The 16,792-nt window shown below is 72.6% G+C and carries 20 protein-coding genes and 1 pseudogene; 8 read left to right on the forward strand and 13 right to left on the reverse strand.

Annotation, left to right across the window (positions count from 1 at the left end; genetic code table 11):
• Positions 1-27 precede the first annotated feature (27 nt).
• The 3 genes from ACFOW4_RS15350 to lanKC all read right to left on the reverse strand — a co-directional run bounded on the left by ACFOW4_RS15350 (position 28) and on the right by lanKC (position 2,982).
• Complete coding sequence (locus tag ACFOW4_RS15350) at positions 28-147, reverse strand: SapB/AmfS family lanthipeptide (RefSeq protein ID WP_377528122.1); 120 nt, start codon at positions 145-147, stop codon at positions 28-30.
• Positions 148-222: 75 nt separating this feature from the next.
• Positions 223-342 carry a SapB/AmfS family lanthipeptide gene (locus ACFOW4_RS15355; RefSeq protein ID WP_088647629.1) on the reverse strand — a complete coding sequence of 40 codons (120 nt, stop codon included), beginning with the start codon at positions 340-342 and terminating at the stop codon, positions 223-225.
• Between the two features lie 72 nt (positions 343-414).
• A complete protein-coding gene (lanKC, locus tag ACFOW4_RS15360; protein WP_377528124.1) occupies positions 415-2,982 on the reverse strand; it encodes a class III lanthionine synthetase LanKC in 2,568 nt (855 codons plus the stop codon).
• 235 nt (positions 2,983-3,217) lie between these two features.
• On the opposite strand from lanKC, the gene ACFOW4_RS15365 reads away from it, so the two are divergent.
• Positions 3,218-3,610, forward strand: coding sequence for a hypothetical protein (locus ACFOW4_RS15365; protein WP_377528126.1), 393 nt, complete (start codon positions 3,218-3,220; stop codon positions 3,608-3,610).
• A gap of 52 nt (positions 3,611-3,662) precedes the next feature.
• Here ACFOW4_RS15365 and ACFOW4_RS15370 read toward each other — a convergent pair whose 3' ends face one another.
• The 5 genes from ACFOW4_RS15370 to ACFOW4_RS15390 form a co-directional block, all read right to left on the reverse strand.
• On the reverse strand, positions 3,663-5,120 hold the full coding sequence (locus ACFOW4_RS15370; RefSeq protein ID WP_377528128.1) for an aminotransferase class V-fold PLP-dependent enzyme: 1,458 nt from the start codon (positions 5,118-5,120) through the stop codon (positions 3,663-3,665).
• Positions 5,110-6,804, reverse strand: coding sequence for an ATP-binding cassette domain-containing protein (locus ACFOW4_RS15375; RefSeq protein ID WP_377528130.1), 1,695 nt, complete (start codon positions 6,802-6,804; stop codon positions 5,110-5,112). The genes ACFOW4_RS15370 and ACFOW4_RS15375 overlap by 11 nt, the downstream gene beginning before the upstream one ends.
• Positions 6,805-6,918: 114 nt before the next feature.
• Complete coding sequence (locus tag ACFOW4_RS15380; protein ID WP_377528132.1) at positions 6,919-7,803, reverse strand: alpha/beta hydrolase; 885 nt, start codon at positions 7,801-7,803, stop codon at positions 6,919-6,921.
• 14 nt (positions 7,804-7,817) lie between these two features.
• Positions 7,818-8,480 carry a response regulator gene (locus tag ACFOW4_RS15385; RefSeq protein WP_377528134.1) on the reverse strand — a complete coding sequence of 221 codons (663 nt, stop codon included), beginning with the start codon at positions 8,478-8,480 and terminating at the stop codon, positions 7,818-7,820.
• Positions 8,468-9,628 carry a sensor histidine kinase gene (locus ACFOW4_RS15390; protein ID WP_377528136.1) on the reverse strand — a complete coding sequence of 387 codons (1,161 nt, stop codon included), beginning with the start codon at positions 9,626-9,628 and terminating at the stop codon, positions 8,468-8,470. Before ACFOW4_RS15390 ends, ACFOW4_RS15385 begins: the two co-directional genes overlap by 13 nt.
• 129 nt (positions 9,629-9,757) lie before the next feature.
• Between ACFOW4_RS15390 and ACFOW4_RS15395 the strand changes: the two genes are divergently transcribed.
• Both ACFOW4_RS15395 and ACFOW4_RS15400 read left to right on the forward strand, forming a co-directional pair.
• Positions 9,758-10,153, forward strand: coding sequence for a DUF6069 family protein (locus tag ACFOW4_RS15395; protein ID WP_377528138.1), 396 nt, complete (start codon positions 9,758-9,760; stop codon positions 10,151-10,153).
• Positions 10,154-10,243: 90 nt separating this feature from the next.
• Entirely contained in the window at positions 10,244-10,639 is a 396-nt protein-coding gene (locus ACFOW4_RS15400) for a hypothetical protein (protein WP_377528140.1), read from the forward strand.
• Here ACFOW4_RS15400 and ACFOW4_RS15405 read toward each other — a convergent pair.
• Positions 10,626-11,414 (reverse strand): enoyl-CoA hydratase/isomerase family protein, encoded by a 789-nt coding sequence (locus tag ACFOW4_RS15405; RefSeq protein WP_377528142.1) that lies wholly within the window; start codon positions 11,412-11,414, stop codon positions 10,626-10,628. The two genes, ACFOW4_RS15400 and ACFOW4_RS15405, sit on opposite strands and share 14 nt — an antisense overlap.
• A 117-nt stretch (positions 11,415-11,531) precedes the next feature.
• On the opposite strand from ACFOW4_RS15405, the gene ACFOW4_RS15410 reads away from it, so the two are divergent.
• Genes ACFOW4_RS15410 through ACFOW4_RS15425 form a run of 4 tightly spaced genes read left to right on the forward strand, consistent with a single transcriptional unit; the run spans position 11,532 to position 12,971 of the window.
• Positions 11,532-12,071: a hypothetical protein gene (locus ACFOW4_RS15410; RefSeq protein WP_377528144.1), complete on the forward strand. Its 540-nt coding sequence runs from the start codon at positions 11,532-11,534 to the stop codon at positions 12,069-12,071.
• 32 nt (positions 12,072-12,103) lie between these two features.
• Positions 12,104-12,583, forward strand: a complete 480-nt coding sequence (locus tag ACFOW4_RS15415) for a DUF2975 domain-containing protein (protein WP_377528145.1) — start codon at positions 12,104-12,106, stop codon at positions 12,581-12,583.
• Entirely contained in the window at positions 12,583-12,789 is a 207-nt protein-coding gene (locus tag ACFOW4_RS15420; protein WP_158851754.1) for a helix-turn-helix transcriptional regulator, read from the forward strand. The genes ACFOW4_RS15415 and ACFOW4_RS15420 overlap by 1 nt, the downstream gene beginning before the upstream one ends.
• Positions 12,790-12,815: 26 nt before the next feature.
• Entirely contained in the window at positions 12,816-12,971 is a 156-nt protein-coding gene (locus tag ACFOW4_RS15425) for a hypothetical protein (protein ID WP_377528148.1), read from the forward strand.
• 85 nt (positions 12,972-13,056) lie between these two features.
• Here the strand turns inward: ACFOW4_RS15425 and ACFOW4_RS15430 are convergent, their stop codons facing one another.
• On the reverse strand, positions 13,057-13,458 hold the full coding sequence (locus tag ACFOW4_RS15430; protein ID WP_377528150.1) for a VOC family protein: 402 nt from the start codon (positions 13,456-13,458) through the stop codon (positions 13,057-13,059).
• The gene (locus ACFOW4_RS15435; RefSeq protein ID WP_377528152.1) at positions 13,412-14,329 is read right to left on the reverse strand and encodes a helix-turn-helix domain-containing protein; all 918 of its coding nucleotides are present in this window, start codon (positions 14,327-14,329) and stop codon (positions 13,412-13,414) included. The genes ACFOW4_RS15430 and ACFOW4_RS15435 overlap by 47 nt, the downstream gene beginning before the upstream one ends.
• Positions 14,330-14,389: 60 nt before the next feature.
• On the opposite strand from ACFOW4_RS15435, the gene ACFOW4_RS15440 reads away from it, so the two are divergent.
• Positions 14,390-15,520: an AI-2E family transporter gene (locus tag ACFOW4_RS15440; RefSeq protein WP_377528154.1), complete on the forward strand. Its 1,131-nt coding sequence runs from the start codon at positions 14,390-14,392 to the stop codon at positions 15,518-15,520.
• Between the two features lie 209 nt (positions 15,521-15,729).
• On the opposite strand, the pseudogene ACFOW4_RS15445 reads toward ACFOW4_RS15440, so the two are convergent.
• A pseudogene (locus ACFOW4_RS15445) lies at positions 15,730-15,807 on the reverse strand (hypothetical protein); the annotation flags it as partial.
• Between the two features lie 21 nt (positions 15,808-15,828).
• The coding region (locus ACFOW4_RS15450; protein ID WP_377528156.1) for a hypothetical protein at positions 15,829-16,792 on the reverse strand (964 nt) is incomplete at its 5' end.

The following is a 16,792-nucleotide window of genomic DNA, read 5'->3' on the forward strand; positions in this document are numbered from 1 at the left end:
ACCGGCCCGGGACCAGGCGAACTCGCGTCAGTTACAGGTGGTGACGCTCAGCGAGCTGTCGCCGCAGAGCAGCAGGCTGGCGCGGCTGCCGCCGCCGGTCCGCTCGGCGGTGGGCAGTTCCATCCCCTGCAGGTCGAGAAGAGCCATGTCCTTACCTCTTTCCTGTCGTCGATTCGTTCCTGGTTCGGTGGGCCGCGGTCACCGCAGTGGTGACCGTCGCGCTCAGTTGCAGGTGGTGACGCTCAGCGAGCTGTCACCGCAGAGCAGCAGGCTGGCGCGGCTGCCGCCGCCGGTCCGCTCAGCGGCCGGCAGCTCCATTCCCTGGAGGTCCAGCAGAGCCATTCGAATTCACCTCCTCCGTGTCTCGGATGGTTGGTCGGCCCCGGAGTGACCCCCGGGGAGCTGGTGGGCCGGTCAACCGCCGGCCGGTGCGGGCGCCGCGTCGGTCAGCGGCGCGAGGAACGGCAGTCGTACGGTGCGCTCCGGACGGCTCGCCGCCAGGGCGACCAGCACCCCAGCCGTTCCGGTGGCGAGGTCCATCGACAGACGCAGCAACTGCTCGCCCGGGAAGGCGGGCAGCCCCCGGTAGGGCAGCGCGTGCCAGCTCAGCAGCCGGCCCTGGTGGCGGGCCGCGTCCAGCTCGCCCCGCTCGGCAAGGTAGGCGACGATCCCGGCGCGCCCGGCGAACAGCCCGGACTGTGCGTAGAACGGGAAGTCGGCGCAGCGGCGGATGGCCCGGGATCTGTCGTGCAGTTCCTCGTCGGGCCGGTGCGCCAGGTACTGGTCGAGCACCAGCCCGATGCCCACGCTGCCGTGCGCGAGGTACGGCATCGTCCGCCACCCCTCGTTGACCTCCAGGTGGTCCTCCTCCCGCAGCACGCACCGGCGCAGGTCCTGCCGCAGCGCGGTGCCGGCGTGGTCGAGCAGCGCCGGGTCGCCGTCGCGCTCGTACATCCGCAGCAGCATCAGGGCGACGCCGGCGCCGCCACGGGTCAGCCCCGCCCACGGGTGCCGGCCCCCGCTGATCTCCGGGACCGACTCCACCTCGCCGAGCCGGGCGGTGACCAGGCCGGCCGCCTCGCGGGCGGCGTCGGAATAGCGGCGGTCCCCGGTGGCGTCGGCGAAGTGGGCGAGGTTCAGCGCGATCCCGGACAGCCCGCTGACCAAATCGGAGCCGAGGGACTGCCACGGCTCGGCGAGGCAGGTGTCGAGCAGCCGCAGCGCCTCGTCGCGTCGGCCCAGCCGGTCCAGCACGTACGCGATGCCGTGCAGCCCGTCGTAGAAACCGAGCCGGGTGCCGGAGGCCGGTTCCCGAACCCGGTCGACCAGCCACTGCTCGTGCTCGGGGGTGACCGCCGCGCCGGTGGCGTGCAGCGCCCAGAGCACCCCGGCCGCGCCGTGGGCGACGTTGAGGCCGCCGTCGGGGCCGCTGAACTGCTGGATGTCGCCGGGAAAGAGCCGGTCGTCGCGGTGCGGGGTGGCGCTGGCCACGATCGCGCCGGCGAGTCGGTCGCGCAGCCCCGGCCAGTCGTCCGGGTCGATCCGGGTGCAGTCCGAGCCGGGCCGGTCAGCGGTCCGCGCCGACCCGGCGGGCCCGTCGATAACGGCGACCGCCTCGTCCAGCAGATCCCGGGGCACCGGGAAGTGCTCCGCCACCACCTCGGCCAGGTGCGCCGCCTTGCCCGGGGCCAGGCGCAGCATGGCCGTCAGCGGGAGGAACAGCGCGATCCGCAGGCAGGCCAGCGCGTACCGGTCGACGTCGGTGCCGGTGCGGTCGCGCGGGGCGGCGAACGCCTGGTTGCGCAGGGCGGGCCGGGTCGCCCCGTCGACCGGGGCGGCCACCTCGAAGTCGACCAGGGTGACGGTCCCGTCGTCGGCCACCAGGATGTTGAACATGTGCAGGTCGCCGTAGACCACGCCGTGGGCGTGGATCGCCGCGACCGCCTCGGCGACCTGCCGCTGCACGTCGAGCGCCCAGCGGGTGTACTCGGCCCGGTCGGCGTCGGGGTGCACCAGCGGGTGCCGCTCGACGACCAGCCGGTTGAGCGGCTGGGCGTCGACGTAGGACAGTGCCAGGAACTCGTGCTCGCCGAGGGTGAACCGGTCGTGCACCCGCACCAGGTGCGGCACGTCCGCCAGCCGGGTCAGCATCTCCGACTCGCGGTGCAGCCGGGTCACCGCGTCGGTGCCGGTGGAGTCCAGGCCGGCGTGCGGGCGGGCCTCCTTCAACACCACGCGCTGGTCCGTGCGGGTGTCCCGGGCCTCGTACAGCCCACCGCCGTTGGAGAAGTGGATCACCTTTTCGATCCGGTACGGCAGGTCGCCGGTGGTGGTGGCGTTGCGGGCCGCCAGGTGCGGGGCGAGGAAGTCCGGCAGGGCCACCCACTCCGGCACGTGGAACACCGGGTCCCGCCGGTCCGGCACGAGCCGGCCGTGCTGGTCCTCGATCGCCGGGACGACCTGGCCGTCGGGGGAGAGGCAGTACCGGGCGGCGAAGCCGCCGTAGCGCAGATAGACCGGGCCGGCGCCGTAGCGCAGGTCGCTGAGGACGTACGGCCCCGGCTCGCCGTCGAGCAGATCGGCCAGCTCCTTGGCGGTCAGTTCCAGCTCCGCGTCATCTCGCGGGTAGACGGTGATGAACTTGCCACTGCTGCCGCGGCGCGCGTACTTGCTGTTGCGCATGAGCAGCAGCCGCGGACCGCGCAGGTGCTTGACCGGGATGCCGCGGGGCTGGCAGTAGTCCAGCACCCGGGCGAGTACCCGCTCGGCGTTGTCGAGCCGGGCCGAGATGTGGATCTTCCAGCCCTGCTGGGGGAGGCGGCCGCCGATCGGCCCGTACACCAGCCAGTCGTCCTTGACCTCGCACTCCCAACCGTCCGGCAGCGGTCGGTCGGCCGCGTACCGGATCGCCGTCGACGCCGTCGACAGGGAGTCGTAGAAGAGCGGGTCGACCGCGCAGTACGAGTCGTACCGATCATCCATCCTGCTCGCCTCCGCCACCTGGTTGGTTGGCGTCAATCCTGCGAGCGGAGGATCCGTGTTCATAGTGTGATGAGTCATGACGCCACGGTGACAATCACACCGGCAATTCGTGACATCAGCGGAGTTTGAGCCGCCGAACACCCGCTGACCTGCGTGGCATACGAGGTTTGGCGGGGTCCCGGGGCGGGGCACCCTGAGCTGCGATGGTGTCGTCCGCATCAGCCGGGGAGGCGAGATGGGCTGGCTACAGAAGCTGACCGGCCGACCGGAGTCGGCGCACCAGGACGTCGCGGAGCTGTTGAGCACCCCTGGTCTGTTCCGGGTCACCTCCGAGACGGCGCCGCTCGACGATCGGGAGACCGTCCGACGGTGGCTGCGCGAACTCGACCCGGATCTGCGGCAACAGGTGCACATCCGCCGCCCGTGGGGTGTCATCGCCGCAGTCAGTGATCACCGCGACGGGGTGGGGGTGGTGCTGGCCGACAACGAGGGACGCTCCTGGGGTGCCTACGTGCCGGGCGCGGACGACAGAGAGCAACTGACGCCCCAGCAGGTCGAGGACGTCATGCTCGCCGCCCTCACCTCGACCGGTCGGCCCACCGGCCCCGACTGGCGACGGCTCGCGTGAGCCGCCGGTGGCGGTGGGCGGCGGCGGCTCATGCGAGCAGGTGCGAGTGCGTTCAGCAGCGCAGCCGGGGTGCCAACGCCGTCTCAGCTGCCGCATCCCGGTCCAGGTAGGTCGACTCGGCGAAGGCGACGAAGCGTTCCGCGTCACCCGCGTTTGAGACCAGGCCGAACGAGACGCGTACCGCCCCGCCGGTCGGCAGCCGCAGCGCGTCGAGGTACTCGTCGATGGTGTGCAGGCGCGCGGGCAGCGTGCGGCGCAGCGAGCTGCGGCTGATCCCGAACGCGCCCTCGCCCGCGCCCGGGTTGCAGAAGCAGCCGGTACGCAGCGAGATACCGGCCGCTGCGGACTCCAGCGCGACCAGCCGCTCGTCGACCAGCGAGCCGTCCGGGTGGCGGAAGTTGAACGTGATCGTGCCGCCCCGGGCCTCGCCCGTCGCCGGCCCGTACACCTGGACGAGCGGCACGCCGCTGCGGTGCCGCAGCCCAGTGAGCCGGTCCAGCAGCCACGAGGTGAGCACACCGACCCGGGTGTGCACGAGGTCGACGCCGATGGAGTCGAGCCAGCGCAGTCCGAACTCGACGTCCGGGATGCTGAGGAAGTTGAGGGTGCCGTCCTCGAACGCCGACTCGTCGTCCATCGGCCGGTGCCAGTCGCCCTGCACACTGACCGCCCGGATCGTGCCACCGGCGAACCAGGGCCGGCGCAACCGGGCCAGCGCGTCGCGACGGGCCAGCAGCGCGCCCACGCCGGTGGGGTAGCCGAACAACTTGTACCAGCTCAGGCAGACGAAGTCCGGCCGCACCGCGCCCAGGTCCAGCCGGTTGGTCGGTGCGAACGCGGCGGCGTCGAGCAGCACGTCGTACCCGCGCCGGTGGGCCAGCTCCACCCAGCTCAGCGGGTGCTGCACGCCGGAGAAGTTGCTCTGCGCCGGGTACGCGAACAGCCCCCGGCCCCTCGCCCGGCGCCACCGCCCACTCCCGGCCGATGTCAGCGCCGTGACCACGTCGGACTCGGCCGCGCGCAGGTCCGGCCCGGTCAGCGGCACGTAGTGCACCGGCGCGCCGGCGGAGCGGGCGTACTCCCGGATGCCGTTGACCGAGTTGTGGTTGTCCCAGGTCAGCACGAACGGGGATCCCCGGCCGAAGGCGTACGCCTCGCCGACCAGCCGGCAGGCGCCGCTGGCGTTCGGGGTGAATACGACGGCGTACTCGGTCGGGTCGGCGCGGAAGAAGGCAAGCACCGCGCGCCGGGCCGACTCGACCAGCGCACCGGCCGCCACCGAGGTGGGGTTCTCCGAGTGCGGGTTGCTGTAGAGGCCGGCTAGCAGTCGGTCGTGGTGGGCGCTCACCTGCGCCTCGGCGGCCACCCCGGCTCCGGCGTAGTCGAGGTAGACCTGACCCTGCCGGTCGAGGTGCCGGTACTGGGTGGCCCGCAGCTCGTCGATCCGGGCGGTGGCGGCGTACCCGGGCAGCGCCGCCGGGGACCCGGTCCGCTCGGCCTCACGCCGCACGGCGGGCCTGCCCGCGTACCAGCACCACCCAGGTCGCGCCGAGGAAGAGCAGCACGAAACCGCCGAGGATCAGCCAGTTCACCCAGACCGGCCGGGTGAAGCTGTCGCCGTACGCGGCGAGCAGCGGCGGACCCAGCGGGGAGCCGCCGTCGCGCCAGAGCCGCTGCACGCCGGCGGTGTGGCCCAGGGCCTCGAACGCCCAGCGGTTGGACATCGCGTAGCTGAGCCACTGCCCGCCGGCGGCCATGGCCGGCACCGGCAGGATCGCGCCCACGAAGAGCACCTGCGGGAAACAGAGCATCGGCAGCAGAAGCGTCGCCTGGGCCGGGTCGGAGACGGCCGCCGAGCAGAGCAGGCCGAGGGCGAGCGCGGCCACCGAGGACAGCAGCAGTGTGGCGTACAGGGCGGCGAAGTCCGCGCCGCCGACCGGCGGCAGCCGGTCGATGCTGCGCAGCACGCCGAGCAGCGCCAGGTCCACCAGGGCCAGCAGCGGCAGCAGCACCGCGACCTTCGCCAGCAGGTACAGCAGGACGCGCACACCGGCCAGCCGCTCGCGGCGCAGGATCGGCAGCTCGGTGCAGATCTGCAACAGGCCGTAGGTGAGCCCGAAGAAGAAGCCACCGAAGGCGATCCAGAACAGGATCATCACCGTCACGTTGGGGCTCGGACGGGTTGGGTCGAACGCTCCCGGGCGGAACAGCATCGCGAACATGCCGAGCACCAGCAGCGGCGAGCCGAGCAGGATGGCCAGGGTCAGCCGGTTGCGGGCGATGATCTCCGCGTTCCGGGCGGTGAGCACGCCCCACTGGCGCAGCCGACCGACGGGGCGGCGCTCCGGCGCGACGCCCCCCGGCTCGGGTACGCCGGCCGGCGGGTCGGCGTCCCGGTACGCGGCGAAGCGGTCCGGCCAGGCTGCCGGATCGTCCTCCCCGTCGAGGCGCAGGTGCACCTCGGCCAGTGACGGCAGGCCGAAGAACTCGCGGGCGCCGGCCGGCGTGCCGGTGAACGCCAGCCGGCCCTGCCGGGTCAGCACGACCACCCGGTCGCAGAGGTCCACGTCGGTGATCTGGTGCGTGGTGAGCACCACCGTCGTGCCCGCGTCGGCGAGGATCCGCAGCGCCCGCAGCAGCTCCACCGCGATCGCCGGGTCCAGCCCGGAGGTGGGTTCGTCCAGGAAGAACACACCCGGCCGGGTGAGCAGCTCCACCGCGATGCTGGCGCGCTTGCGTTCACCGCCGCTGAGCCGGCCGACCGGCACGGCGGCCCGGTCGCTCAGCCGCAGCTCGGTCAGCACCTCGCCGACCCGCCGGGTCACCTCGGCCGCTGGTGTGCCCGACGCCAGGCGCAGCCGGGCCGCGTACCGCAGCGTCCGGGCCAGGGGCAGCTCGCGGTGGATGATGTCGTCCTGCGGCACGAAGCCGATCGCGCCCGCCGGGAGGACGCCGCCGCCGGTGCGGTCGTTGCGCACCGTGCCCGCCGCGGGTCGCCGTACCCCGGCCAGGGTCTCCAGCAGGGTGGTCTTGCCGGCGCCGCTGGCGCCGATGATGGCGACCACCTCACCGGGCTCGACGGCCAGCGAGATGTCGTCCAGGATCCGACGGCCGTCCCGGACGGTCTGGACCAGACCGTCGGCCACGATGCCGACGCCGGCGTGTGGGGGAGAGGTGGTCTGCTCGGTTGTCATGTCGCAGGTGCCCGATCCGGTCGATGGCTGGTCCGCCCGACCATCGTGCACCGTCCATACGACACCGGCCAGGCGCGGACCCGCCACGGCTGACCGGGGACGTCGGCACCGACCCTAGTCGCGCAGCAGCCTCGCCACGTCGGCGAGGAACCGGTCCTCCGCCGCCGCGGCGCCCGGTGACGCGTCGCGCAGGGTCGGGAAGTCGTGCACCAGCCCGGGCTCGCACCGGTGGACGACCGGTACGCCGGCGTCCGCCAGTCGGGCCGCGTACGCGTCGCCCTCGTCCCGCAGCGGGTCGTGTTCGGCCGTCACCACGACCGCCGGCGGTAGACCGCGCAGGTCCGCGCGGAGCGGGCTGACGGCCGCCGAGGTCCGGACGGCTGGGTCGGGCAGCCACATGGCGATCCAGCGGCGCACCTGATCGGCGTCGAGCAGCCAGCCCTGCCCCTCCTCGGCGACGCTCGGCATGCCGAGCCCGGGATCGACGTTGGGGCAGATCAGCAACTGCGCCAGCAGGGGTACCTCGGCGCGCAGGCGCAGCGCGGTGAGGATGGCGATCAGGCCGCCCGCGGAGTCACCGGCCACCGCGACGGGCACCCCACCGTCGGCGACCTGCCTGACCACGCTGGTCGCGTCGTCCACCGCCGCCGGCCACGGGTGCTCCGGGGCCAGGCGGTAGTCCACCGCGACGACGCTGGCCGCGGTGGCCGCGGCCAGCCGCCGCACCTGCGCGTCGTGGGTGTCGAGATCACCCAGCACGAAGCCGCCGCCGTGCAGGTGGACGATGACCGGTCGGGCGCCCGGCTGGTAGATCCGCACCGGCACGCCGGAGATCGTCTGGTCGACGGTGGTCATCGCCGGCCCGGGGGTGCGGGCGGCGGCCCGGTCACGTGCCGCCTGCCGCATCGTCGCGACGTCCGTCACGCCTCGCGGTGGCTGGGCGCGCGCGGCGCGCACCAGCTCGGCCAACTGCTCATCGGCGATCCGGTCCTCGGGCACCGACCGAGGATAGGTCAGAGCAACCGCCCGTCGTGGGCGAGCAGGGCGATCTGAGTACGGTTGTCGAGGTCCAGCTTGGTCAGGATGTGCGAGACGTGGGCCTTCACGGTGGTGACGCTCATCAGCAGCTCGGTGGCGATCTCGGCGTTGGAGCGTCCCTGCGCGATGGCCCGCACGACGTCGCGTTCCCGGGGCGTGAGCAGGCCCAGCCGGGTGTGCGCCCGCTCGTACGACTCGGCGCCGGACGCGACCCGCTGCATGAGGCGGCGCGTGACGCCCGGCGACAGCATCGGGTTGCCGGCCGCGACGGCCCGGACGGCCTGGCTGATCCGCTCCGGCGGGGTGTCCTTGAGCAGGAAGCCGCTGGCGCCGGCCCGCAGGGCCCGCAGCACGTGCTCGTCGGTGTCGAACGTGGTGAGCACGATGATCTCGGGTGGCCGGGGCCGGCGGCGCAGCCGTTCGGTGGCGGTGATGCCGTTGACGCCGGGCATCCGGATGTCCATCAGCACCACGTCGGGCATGTGCCGGTCCACCGCGGCGATCGCCGCGCCGCCGTCGGCGGCCTCGCCCACGACGACGATCCCGTCGGCGCCGTCGAGCATCATCGTCAGCATGCCCCGGACCAGCGGGTCGTCGTCGACGATGACGACCCGGATCGGGCCGGTCACGCCGGCCACGGCAGCCGCGCGGTCAGCCAGAACCGGCCGTCGGCGCCGACGTGGTGCTCGACGTGCCCGCCGGCGAGGGCGGCCCGTTCGGCCAGACCGATCAGGCCACTGCCGGCGGTCGCGGCGGCACCGGCGTCCGGCGCGGTCGGGTTGCTCACCGCGATGGTCAGCTCGGCCCCGGGAGCGCCGCCGAGGGTGAGCACGACCGGCTGGCCCGCCGCGTGCTTGCGGGCGTTGGTCAACGCCTCCTGCACCACCCGGTACGCGGTGCGGCCCAGCGCCGGTGGGACCGCGACCGACGGGTCGAGCGGGCCGTCGACCTCGACGCGCTGCCCGGCGGCCCAGGCCTCCTCGACCAGGCGGGGCAGGTCGGCGAGGGTCTGGCCGAGCGGATCGTCGGCCAGCGCGTCGGTGTCGTCGCTGCGCAGCAGGGTGATCACCTCGCGCAGCTCGTCGAGGGCGTGGTGCGCGCTGGAGCGGATCACCCCGGCGGCGGCGCTGAGCCGCTCGGGCGGGGCGTCCGGCCGGTACTCCAGTGCGCCGGCGGCCGTGGCGAGCAGGGACAGCCGGTGGGCCAGCACGTCGTGCATCTCCCGGGCGATGCGGTTGCGCTCGGCGGCCCGGGCCTCGACGACCCGGCGTTCCTGCTCCCGCTCGGCCCGCTGCGCCCGGTCCCGCAGTGCCGCCAGCAGGGCGTGCCGGGCTCGTGCCCAGGTGCCCCAACCCAGCAGGGCCGCGTACGCGGCGGTCATCAGCGCGAGCCGCCACCCGTAGGGCAGGCCGGGCGTGGACCGCCAGGCGCCCTGCACCGCCTCGCCCGCGACGCCGACGACGGTCACCGTCGCGGCCTGCCGGAACGGTCGGTGCCGCGCGGTGAACAGCACCGCGAAGCTCGCCACCGGGGTGACCACCGACGACAGTGCCACCAGCAGACCGGCCAGCACGCCACCGGTCTGCGGACGGCGGATGACGAGCGGGACGAGGGAGAGAGCGGCCACCGCCAGCGCGGCGTCGACGCCGGCCAGCGCGGCCGGCCCGGAGCGGATCGTCGTCCACAGCGCGACGGCGACGAGCACGCCGAGCGCCACGGTCGACAGGCCCACCGGGGCCCACCGCCGCACCCGCAGTGGGCCGCCAGCCCAGGTTGCCGCGTCCACCCGCGCAGGCTACTGGGCCCGCGACGGGCCAGACCACCTCCTTTGGTAGGGGCCGGCCCCGCCGTCGGACGTACCCGGCGCGGCGTCCGGACCGACGCGCCGACCCCCGCCCGTCCGCAGACTCCTGCCATGACGAACCTTCTCCCGCACCGAGCCGCGGTGGCGGCCGGTGCGATCCTCGTGGCGGCAGCGGAGTTCGCGATCCTGCACTCGGCGATCGGCATCGACGTCGCGGCCCGTACCTCGACGTCCACCCGGCAGATCACGGTGACCGCGGTCGTGGTGGCCGCCGCGGTCGCGGCGCTGGCCGGGTGGGCCCTGCTCGCCGTGCTCGAACGCGCCACCGCCCGGGCCCGCGTCTGGTGGACCTCGATCGCGGTCGCGGTCCTGCTGCTGTCGCTGCTGCTCGGGCCGCTCAGCGGCGTAGGCGCCGGCGCCAAGGTGTCGCTCGTGCTGCTGCACCTCAGCGTCGGCGCGGTGCTCATCCTCGGACTGCCCCGACGACCCGCTAGGCGGGACCGGTGACGCCTCACAGGCCGATCCGACCCGCTGCGGCACCGGCCGCAACAGCGGCCCGGGCGCGGAAATCGCGTACCAGGTCCCGGTACCAGAGATATGGCCCCGTTCATCGTCACGCTGGCCAGCTTGCTCGGCGCCCGCGGCCAGCTGCTCGCGGTGACCGACGAGGGCGCGCGGACGTACCTGGTGCCCCGCGACTCCGTCCTGCTCGACGTGGGTCGGGGCACCCTGTTCGGCTTCGGCTGGCCGGTGTACGTCGCGGTGCTGCTCTGCGTCGCCGGAGCGGTGCTGCTACAACGCACCCGGTACGGGCAGGCGGTGTTCGCCCTCGGCGGCAACGAGGAGGCAGCCGCCCTGATGGGTCTGCCGGTGACCCCGTCCAGCACCTCGCGCCCCCGCCGACCTGCACCTGCCGTTCGAACTCAGGATCCGGGAGAGCACCGGAGGGCCAGCCCTCGGCGGCGGGTGAGGAGCGCGGTCAACGGCCGGTGAAGGTGGCCCGGCCCGGCCCGTCGGCGAGGAAGGACCGCACCGCGTTGCGCAGGTCCTCGGTGCGGTACAGCTCGGCGGCGATCGTGGTGACGTGCCGGTCGGCCTCCGGTACGCCGCCGGCGGCGAAGTGGTCGAGCACCCGCTTCGTGGCGGCGTGGGCGCGGGTCGGGCCGGCGGCGAGTTGCGCCGTGAAGGCCCGCGCCGCCTCGTCGAAGCCGTCGTCGGGCAGGACGCGGTTCACCACGTTCCACCGCTCCAGAGTGGAGGCCGGGTAGCGCTCGCCGGTCAGCACGAACTCCTTGGCCCGGCCCACCCCGGCGCGGGCGGCCAGCCGCTGCGTGCCGCCCATGGTCGGGGTCAACCCGACCACCTTCTCCACCAGGCCGAAGCTCGCCCGCTGCGCCGCCAGGATGATGTCGCAGGCCACCGCTACCTCGAACGCCCAGGTCAGGCAGAGCGCGTGCGCGGCGAAGACGGTGGGGAACTCGTACGCCGCGATCCGCTCCGGTAGCGCCAGCATCCGGTCGAAGAGCACCTTCGCCTGCTCCGGCGACTGCTGCGCGTCGAACAGGGCGACGTCCACGCCGGCGCTGACCACCCGACCGTCGAAGCGGAGCAGCAGGGCGCGGGTGTCGCGCGGCAGCGCGTCCAGGGACCGGTCGATCTGCTCGTGCAGGGCGAGGGTGTAGAGGTTGAGCGGCCCCGCGTCGATGGTCAGCACGGCCAGCCCCGAGGGCTCGACCTCCAGGCGGGTCAGGGGCGATGGTCCGGTCACCGGCGCAGCCTAGCCGGGCTGACGTCGGACGGGCGGCGGCGGATCACGGAGACCGATGATCACCAATAGGATCGGCCCATGATGGCGCCACGAGACAGACAGGGACCACCCGGATTCGTGATCGGTTCGATGATCGCGCTCAGCTTCGGCACGGTCTTCATCCTGGTCAACAGCGGCGGTCTGCCCGACCCGTGGCCCCTCGTCGTCCGCGTGGTGGGTCTGCTCGTCGCGGGTCTGCTCGTCGTGGCGCTGGTCCGGGCGGCTCGCACGGCGCCGCCGGAGGCGCGGGCACCGGTCTCCGGCTTCACCCACCGCGGCTACTGGTCGATCGTCGCCCTGGAGGCGGTCGCGCTCTTCGGCGGGCTCGCCGTGATCAACGGCGTGCTGCACCGCTCGGCCGTGTCGGTGGCCTGGGTGGCTGTGGTGGTCGGTGTGCACTTCTTCGGTCTCGCCTGGATCTGGCGCATGCCGCTCTTCCACGGGCTGGGCGCGGCGATGACCGTGCTCGGGCTGGCCGGCTTCGTGATCTACGCGCTGGGCGGGTCCGCGGCGGCGGTCGGCGTGGTCGCCGGGGTGGGCTCCGGCATCGCGCTGTACGCCGCCATCGCGGTCGCCCTGCGCGACGCACGTCGACGACGCGAAGGGCTCGCCTATTGACTTTCGATAGGTAACGAGCGAAGGTCGATACCATGCTCACAGAACGTCGGGCGGTTGCCGCCCTCCGAGTCTTTCTCGTCCTGCTGTTCGCGATCCTGGTCATGTTCCAGACCTTCTCGCTGCCCGGGCAGTTCCGGCACATGGCGCAGGAGTCCCCGGACTTCGCCTACCTCAGGTGGCCGGCCACCATCGTGACGGTGTTCTGGGTGCTGTGCGTCCAGGTGGTGATTGTGTCGACCTGGAAGCTGCTCACCCTGGTCAAGAACGACCGCATCTTCAGCACGGCCTCCCTGCCCTGGGTGGACGCGATCGTGTGGGCCATCGGCGCCGCCTGGGTCGTGCTCGTGGGTGTGTTCCTCTACGTGGGCTTCAACGCCGGCGACCCCGGGCTGCCGCTGCTGCTGTTCCTGATGCTGACCGGTGTCACCGTACTGGGGCTGTTGATGGTGGTGATGCGCGCGCTGCTGCGGCAGGCCACCACGCTGCGCAGCGACATGGAAGCGGTGATCTGATGCCCATCGTCGTGCGCATCGACGTCGAGTTGGCCAAGCGCAAGATGAGTGTCGGCGAGTTCGCCGAACGGATCGGGCTCACCCCGGCGAACGTCGCGGTGCTGAAGAACGGCCGCGCCAAGGCCGTCCGGTTCAGCACGCTGGAAGCCATGTGCCGGGTGCTCGAGTGCCAGCCCGGTGACCTGCTCGAGTGGGTTGACGAATGAACCGCCCCGGATGGAAGGGACATTCCATGACGTACCTCGTCGCACTTCTGGTCATCGCGCTCGGCGTCGCCGGTGTCGTCTACGGGGGGGCCGACGACTCGCCGGGCCTGCAGCTTCTGGGTGTGGTGCTCGTCGTCGCCGCGGTGGTCTACGGCGTCCGCGCCGCCCGACGCAGCAGGTAGCCACCGCGGCGCGGCCAGTGTTCTCGACGCGATGCCGTCCAACTGACCAGTCGGGTCACGCTCCGGCGACCGGACATGACGCCCCTCAGGCCCGTGCCGGCTCGCCGGGGTAGTCGCCGAAGGACCAGAGGTTGCCCTCCGGGTCGCGGACGATGAACTCGCGCGCTCCGTAGTCCGTCGTGGACAGTGGACGGACCACGTCGGCGTCGCGCTTGAGGACGCGCTCGTACAGGGCGTCCGGGTCGGCGGTGACGACGTAGCCGCCCGCCGTGCCCGGCTGCCGGGACCAGGCGTTGCCGGGCCGGTGGCTGCCCAGCATGATGCCGCCGATGCCGTCGGGCCAGTTGAGCTGGGCGTGGTCGACGGTGTCGCCGTCGCCGTGCCGGGCGCTCACCACGAAGCCGAAGGTCTCCACGTAGTAGTCGATCAGGGCAGGGGCGTCATTCGCCTGGAGGGTCAGCCACAAGGCCGGGTTGGTGGTTGTCATGCCCGCACTCTGCCCAGTCGGCGTGGCCACCGTCTTGGAGATTTCGGAACTCCTCGGTGAGCCACCGCCGCGGCGGTACGCCGGCGAAGCGGACGAACTCCCGCGTCATGTGTGCCTGGTCGTAGTACCCGGTCGCCGCCGCGACGCCGGCCAGGTCCACCCGGCCGTGTCGGCGCACCGAGTCGCCGATCCGGGTCACGGCGTGCTGGAAGCGCATCAGGTTGGCCACCGTCTTCGGCGAGTGACCGACCTCGCGCCGGAACAGGGTGGTCAGGTGACGCGCGCTGAGCCCCACCCGGTCGGCGACCGTCCCCACTCCGACGCGCCCCCGGGCGCGTTCCAGCAGGTGCCAGGCGTACGCCAGCTCGGGGCGTACCGTCGGGTCGCGTTGGCTCCGGTGGGCGTCCGCGAGGGCGCCGGCGACCAGGGCGAAGGCCTCCCGCCAACCGCGGGCCTCGCACGCCCGGTCGCGCAGGTCGACCGCCCGCCGGCCGAGCACCGTCGTCGCGTCGAAGTCGGTGACGCTCAGTTCGGCGCTGGGCACCCCGAACAGCGCCCGGGCGGCCAGCGGGTGGACGGCGAGTTGCACGCCGGCCTGCCCGCGCCGCTGCCGCACCTGACTGGCTTCCAGGTGCAGCCCGCCGAGCAGCACCGGGACCGGACGGGCCGTGGCCAGTTCCGCGACACTCGTCGCGCCCTCGACCCCCTCGTCCAGGCTGACGATGAACGTGAGCAGGGCCGACGGCAGGCCTCGGTGCACGGCGTCCGGGACGTCGAGCGCCCGATAGCCCACCATCGACGACACACCGGGAGCGCTGTGCGGCGGTGCCGCCACGAACTCCCAGTGCCGCGTCTGCTCGTCCGCGCCCACGCCCACCACGCTAACCGAGCCTCCGGTTTTCGCCCGGACGGCACGGGTAGAGGCGGCAGAATGAGCGGTATGGATACCGGGGCGGTCGCGCGTCGGACCCTCGTGGTCATCGGGCTGGTGCTGGCCACCTTCCTGCTCCTGTTCCTGGCGTACGAGACGCGTCAGGTGCTGACCTGGATCGTGATCTCGGTGTTCTTCGCGGTGGCCCTGCATCCGGCGGTGAGCTGGACCCAACAGCACGTCACCTGGTGTAGGCGGTGGCTCGCGACCCTGCTGGTCTTCATCGTGGTGTTCGGTCTGCTGGCCGGCCTGGTCGCCCTCTTCGTCATCCCCCTGGTCCGCGAGGGCGGGCAGGTGGCCAACGACTTCCCGAAGATCATCGAGGACGCCCGGGCCGGGCGCGGTCCGGTCGGCCACCTCATCGAACGGTTCAACCTGCTCAAGTACGCGCAGAACAACTCCGACCGCATCCGCGAGTACGCCTCGGGGCTGGGCGGGCAGAGCCTGGTTCTGCTGCGGACGGCGGCCACCACCGTCGCCGGCGTCGTGACGATCTTCGTGCTCTCGTACCTGATGGTCCTGGAAGCCCCGAAGATCGTCGATGGAGCGCTGGCGCTCGTCGACGACCGCCGCGCCGAGCACATCCGGCGGGTGGGGCGCGACTGCGCGAGGACCGTCACCGGGTACATCACCGGCAACCTGCTGATCAGCGTGATCTGCGGCGCCCTCACCTACGGGGTGCTGGCCCTGCTCGGCGTCCCGTACGCCGGCCTGATCGCACTGTTCGTGGGCATCGCCGACCTGATCCCGCTGGTGGGCGCGACCCTGGGAGCGGTCGTCGCGTCGCTGGCCGCGTTCATCCACTCCCTCACCGCCGGGATCGTGGTGATCGTCTTCTTCGTCGTCTACCAGCAGGTGGAGAACCACCTGCTCCAGCCGGTGATCTTCGCCCGCACGGTGAAGCTCAACCCGCTGACCGTGCTCATCGCGATCCTCATCGCCGTCGAGTTGGCCGGCATCCTCGGCGCGCTGCTGGCCATCCCGATCGCCGGCATCGTGCAGATCCTGGTTCGTGACGTCTGGGACACCCGACGCGGCCGGCTGAAGCAGGAACCGACGGTGGGCGAGGAGGAGAAGCCGATCCCCGCCTCGGACGGGCACGAGCAGCGCCCCCGGCCGGCGTCAGGCTGACGGGTCGCCGGCAAAGTCGATCCGCATGACCACCCGCCGCACGTGGGGTGGCTGACCTCCACGAACCCGGCGTCCTCAAAGACCTGACGGACCCCCACGTGGGCCTCACCCCAGGTGATCGGCTCGACCGGATCGGCGATCATCGGGTACGCCTCGACCGCCCGCGCCCCGCGCTCCCGCGCGAAGCGGGCGGCGGCCCGGGCCAGGGGATAGGTGAGGCCACGACCCCGGTACCCCTTGCGCACCACGAAACAGGTCACGGCCCAGACGCCGCTGTCGGTGCCCACCGGACACTTCAGCTGGCCGGATTATCGGTCCTTGATGTTCTTCCAGGCATCCTTTGCGTACGCCAAGGCGACCCACGGCGAGGTCAGAATGAGATTTCGGTTCTTGTAAGCCTCGGATAAGGCCTCCGCGGCAGTCCCCTCGACGCCGATTGTCTCCAGAGTCTGCTGGGCGATCTTCGCCCTCACCTCATCCCTGGCATCCTCCTCGGCCTCGCTAATCCGTCCGTCCTGTTCGTCGGTGCTCTGGCCCTCGGTCCGTTCCGATTCGCCAGACTGATGCTTCTGCTCCCCGGCCTGCTCCTGATCGATCCGTTCCTGCTCGGCCCGCGGCGGAACAGGCTCCTCGGACTGCTCCTCGGCCTGCTGCCGTTCGACTCGCTCCGCACCAGGATCTTCGTGAGTGCCGTTCAAGTCGGCGGCTCGCTCCTGCTCGCGATCCTCCCGCTCCGCGGACCCAGGTGACATTTCCGGCCGGTCGGCGTCCGAGCGCTCGGTGTCCGGCAGGTCCGAAGTCGGGGACCGCACGTCTTCCCCAGCGGCTAGGGCGTCCGGAGCCTGCGAACCGACCCTGTCGTGCGGGGCCGGACTCTCCAAGGCGGACGCCGGGCCCGCGTCGGCACTGTGCGCGTCGGCGTCCGCCGGCTCCGGTTCCGGCCGGCTGGCCTCTGGGCTGCCGACGGCACCATCGGAGATCTCCGAAGTGCTTCCCTGCTCCCAGGGCCCGCCGTCGTATCGCGGGTCGTCCGGCTTCAGCTCCAGTTCCCGCTCGAAATCCTCGGATTCAGCGGCAGCGTCCTCAGCTTCGGTGTCGGTGTCGTCTTCGTCCGGAGCCTCCTGTGGCCCGTCGACAGGCGAGTTCCGAACCTCGGGACCATCCGCCGCCGAACTGTCCGGACCCTCCGGCCGGTCGGTGTCCTCCCGGTCCTCGTCGGGGGCCTCCTGCGGGCCGTCCGCGCTGGAGTCTGCGCGGTCGTTGCTTCCGGCA

Source organism: Micromonospora sp. GCM10011542, assembly GCF_042650685.1.
GTDB lineage: Bacteria > Actinomycetota > Actinomycetes > Mycobacteriales > Micromonosporaceae > Micromonospora.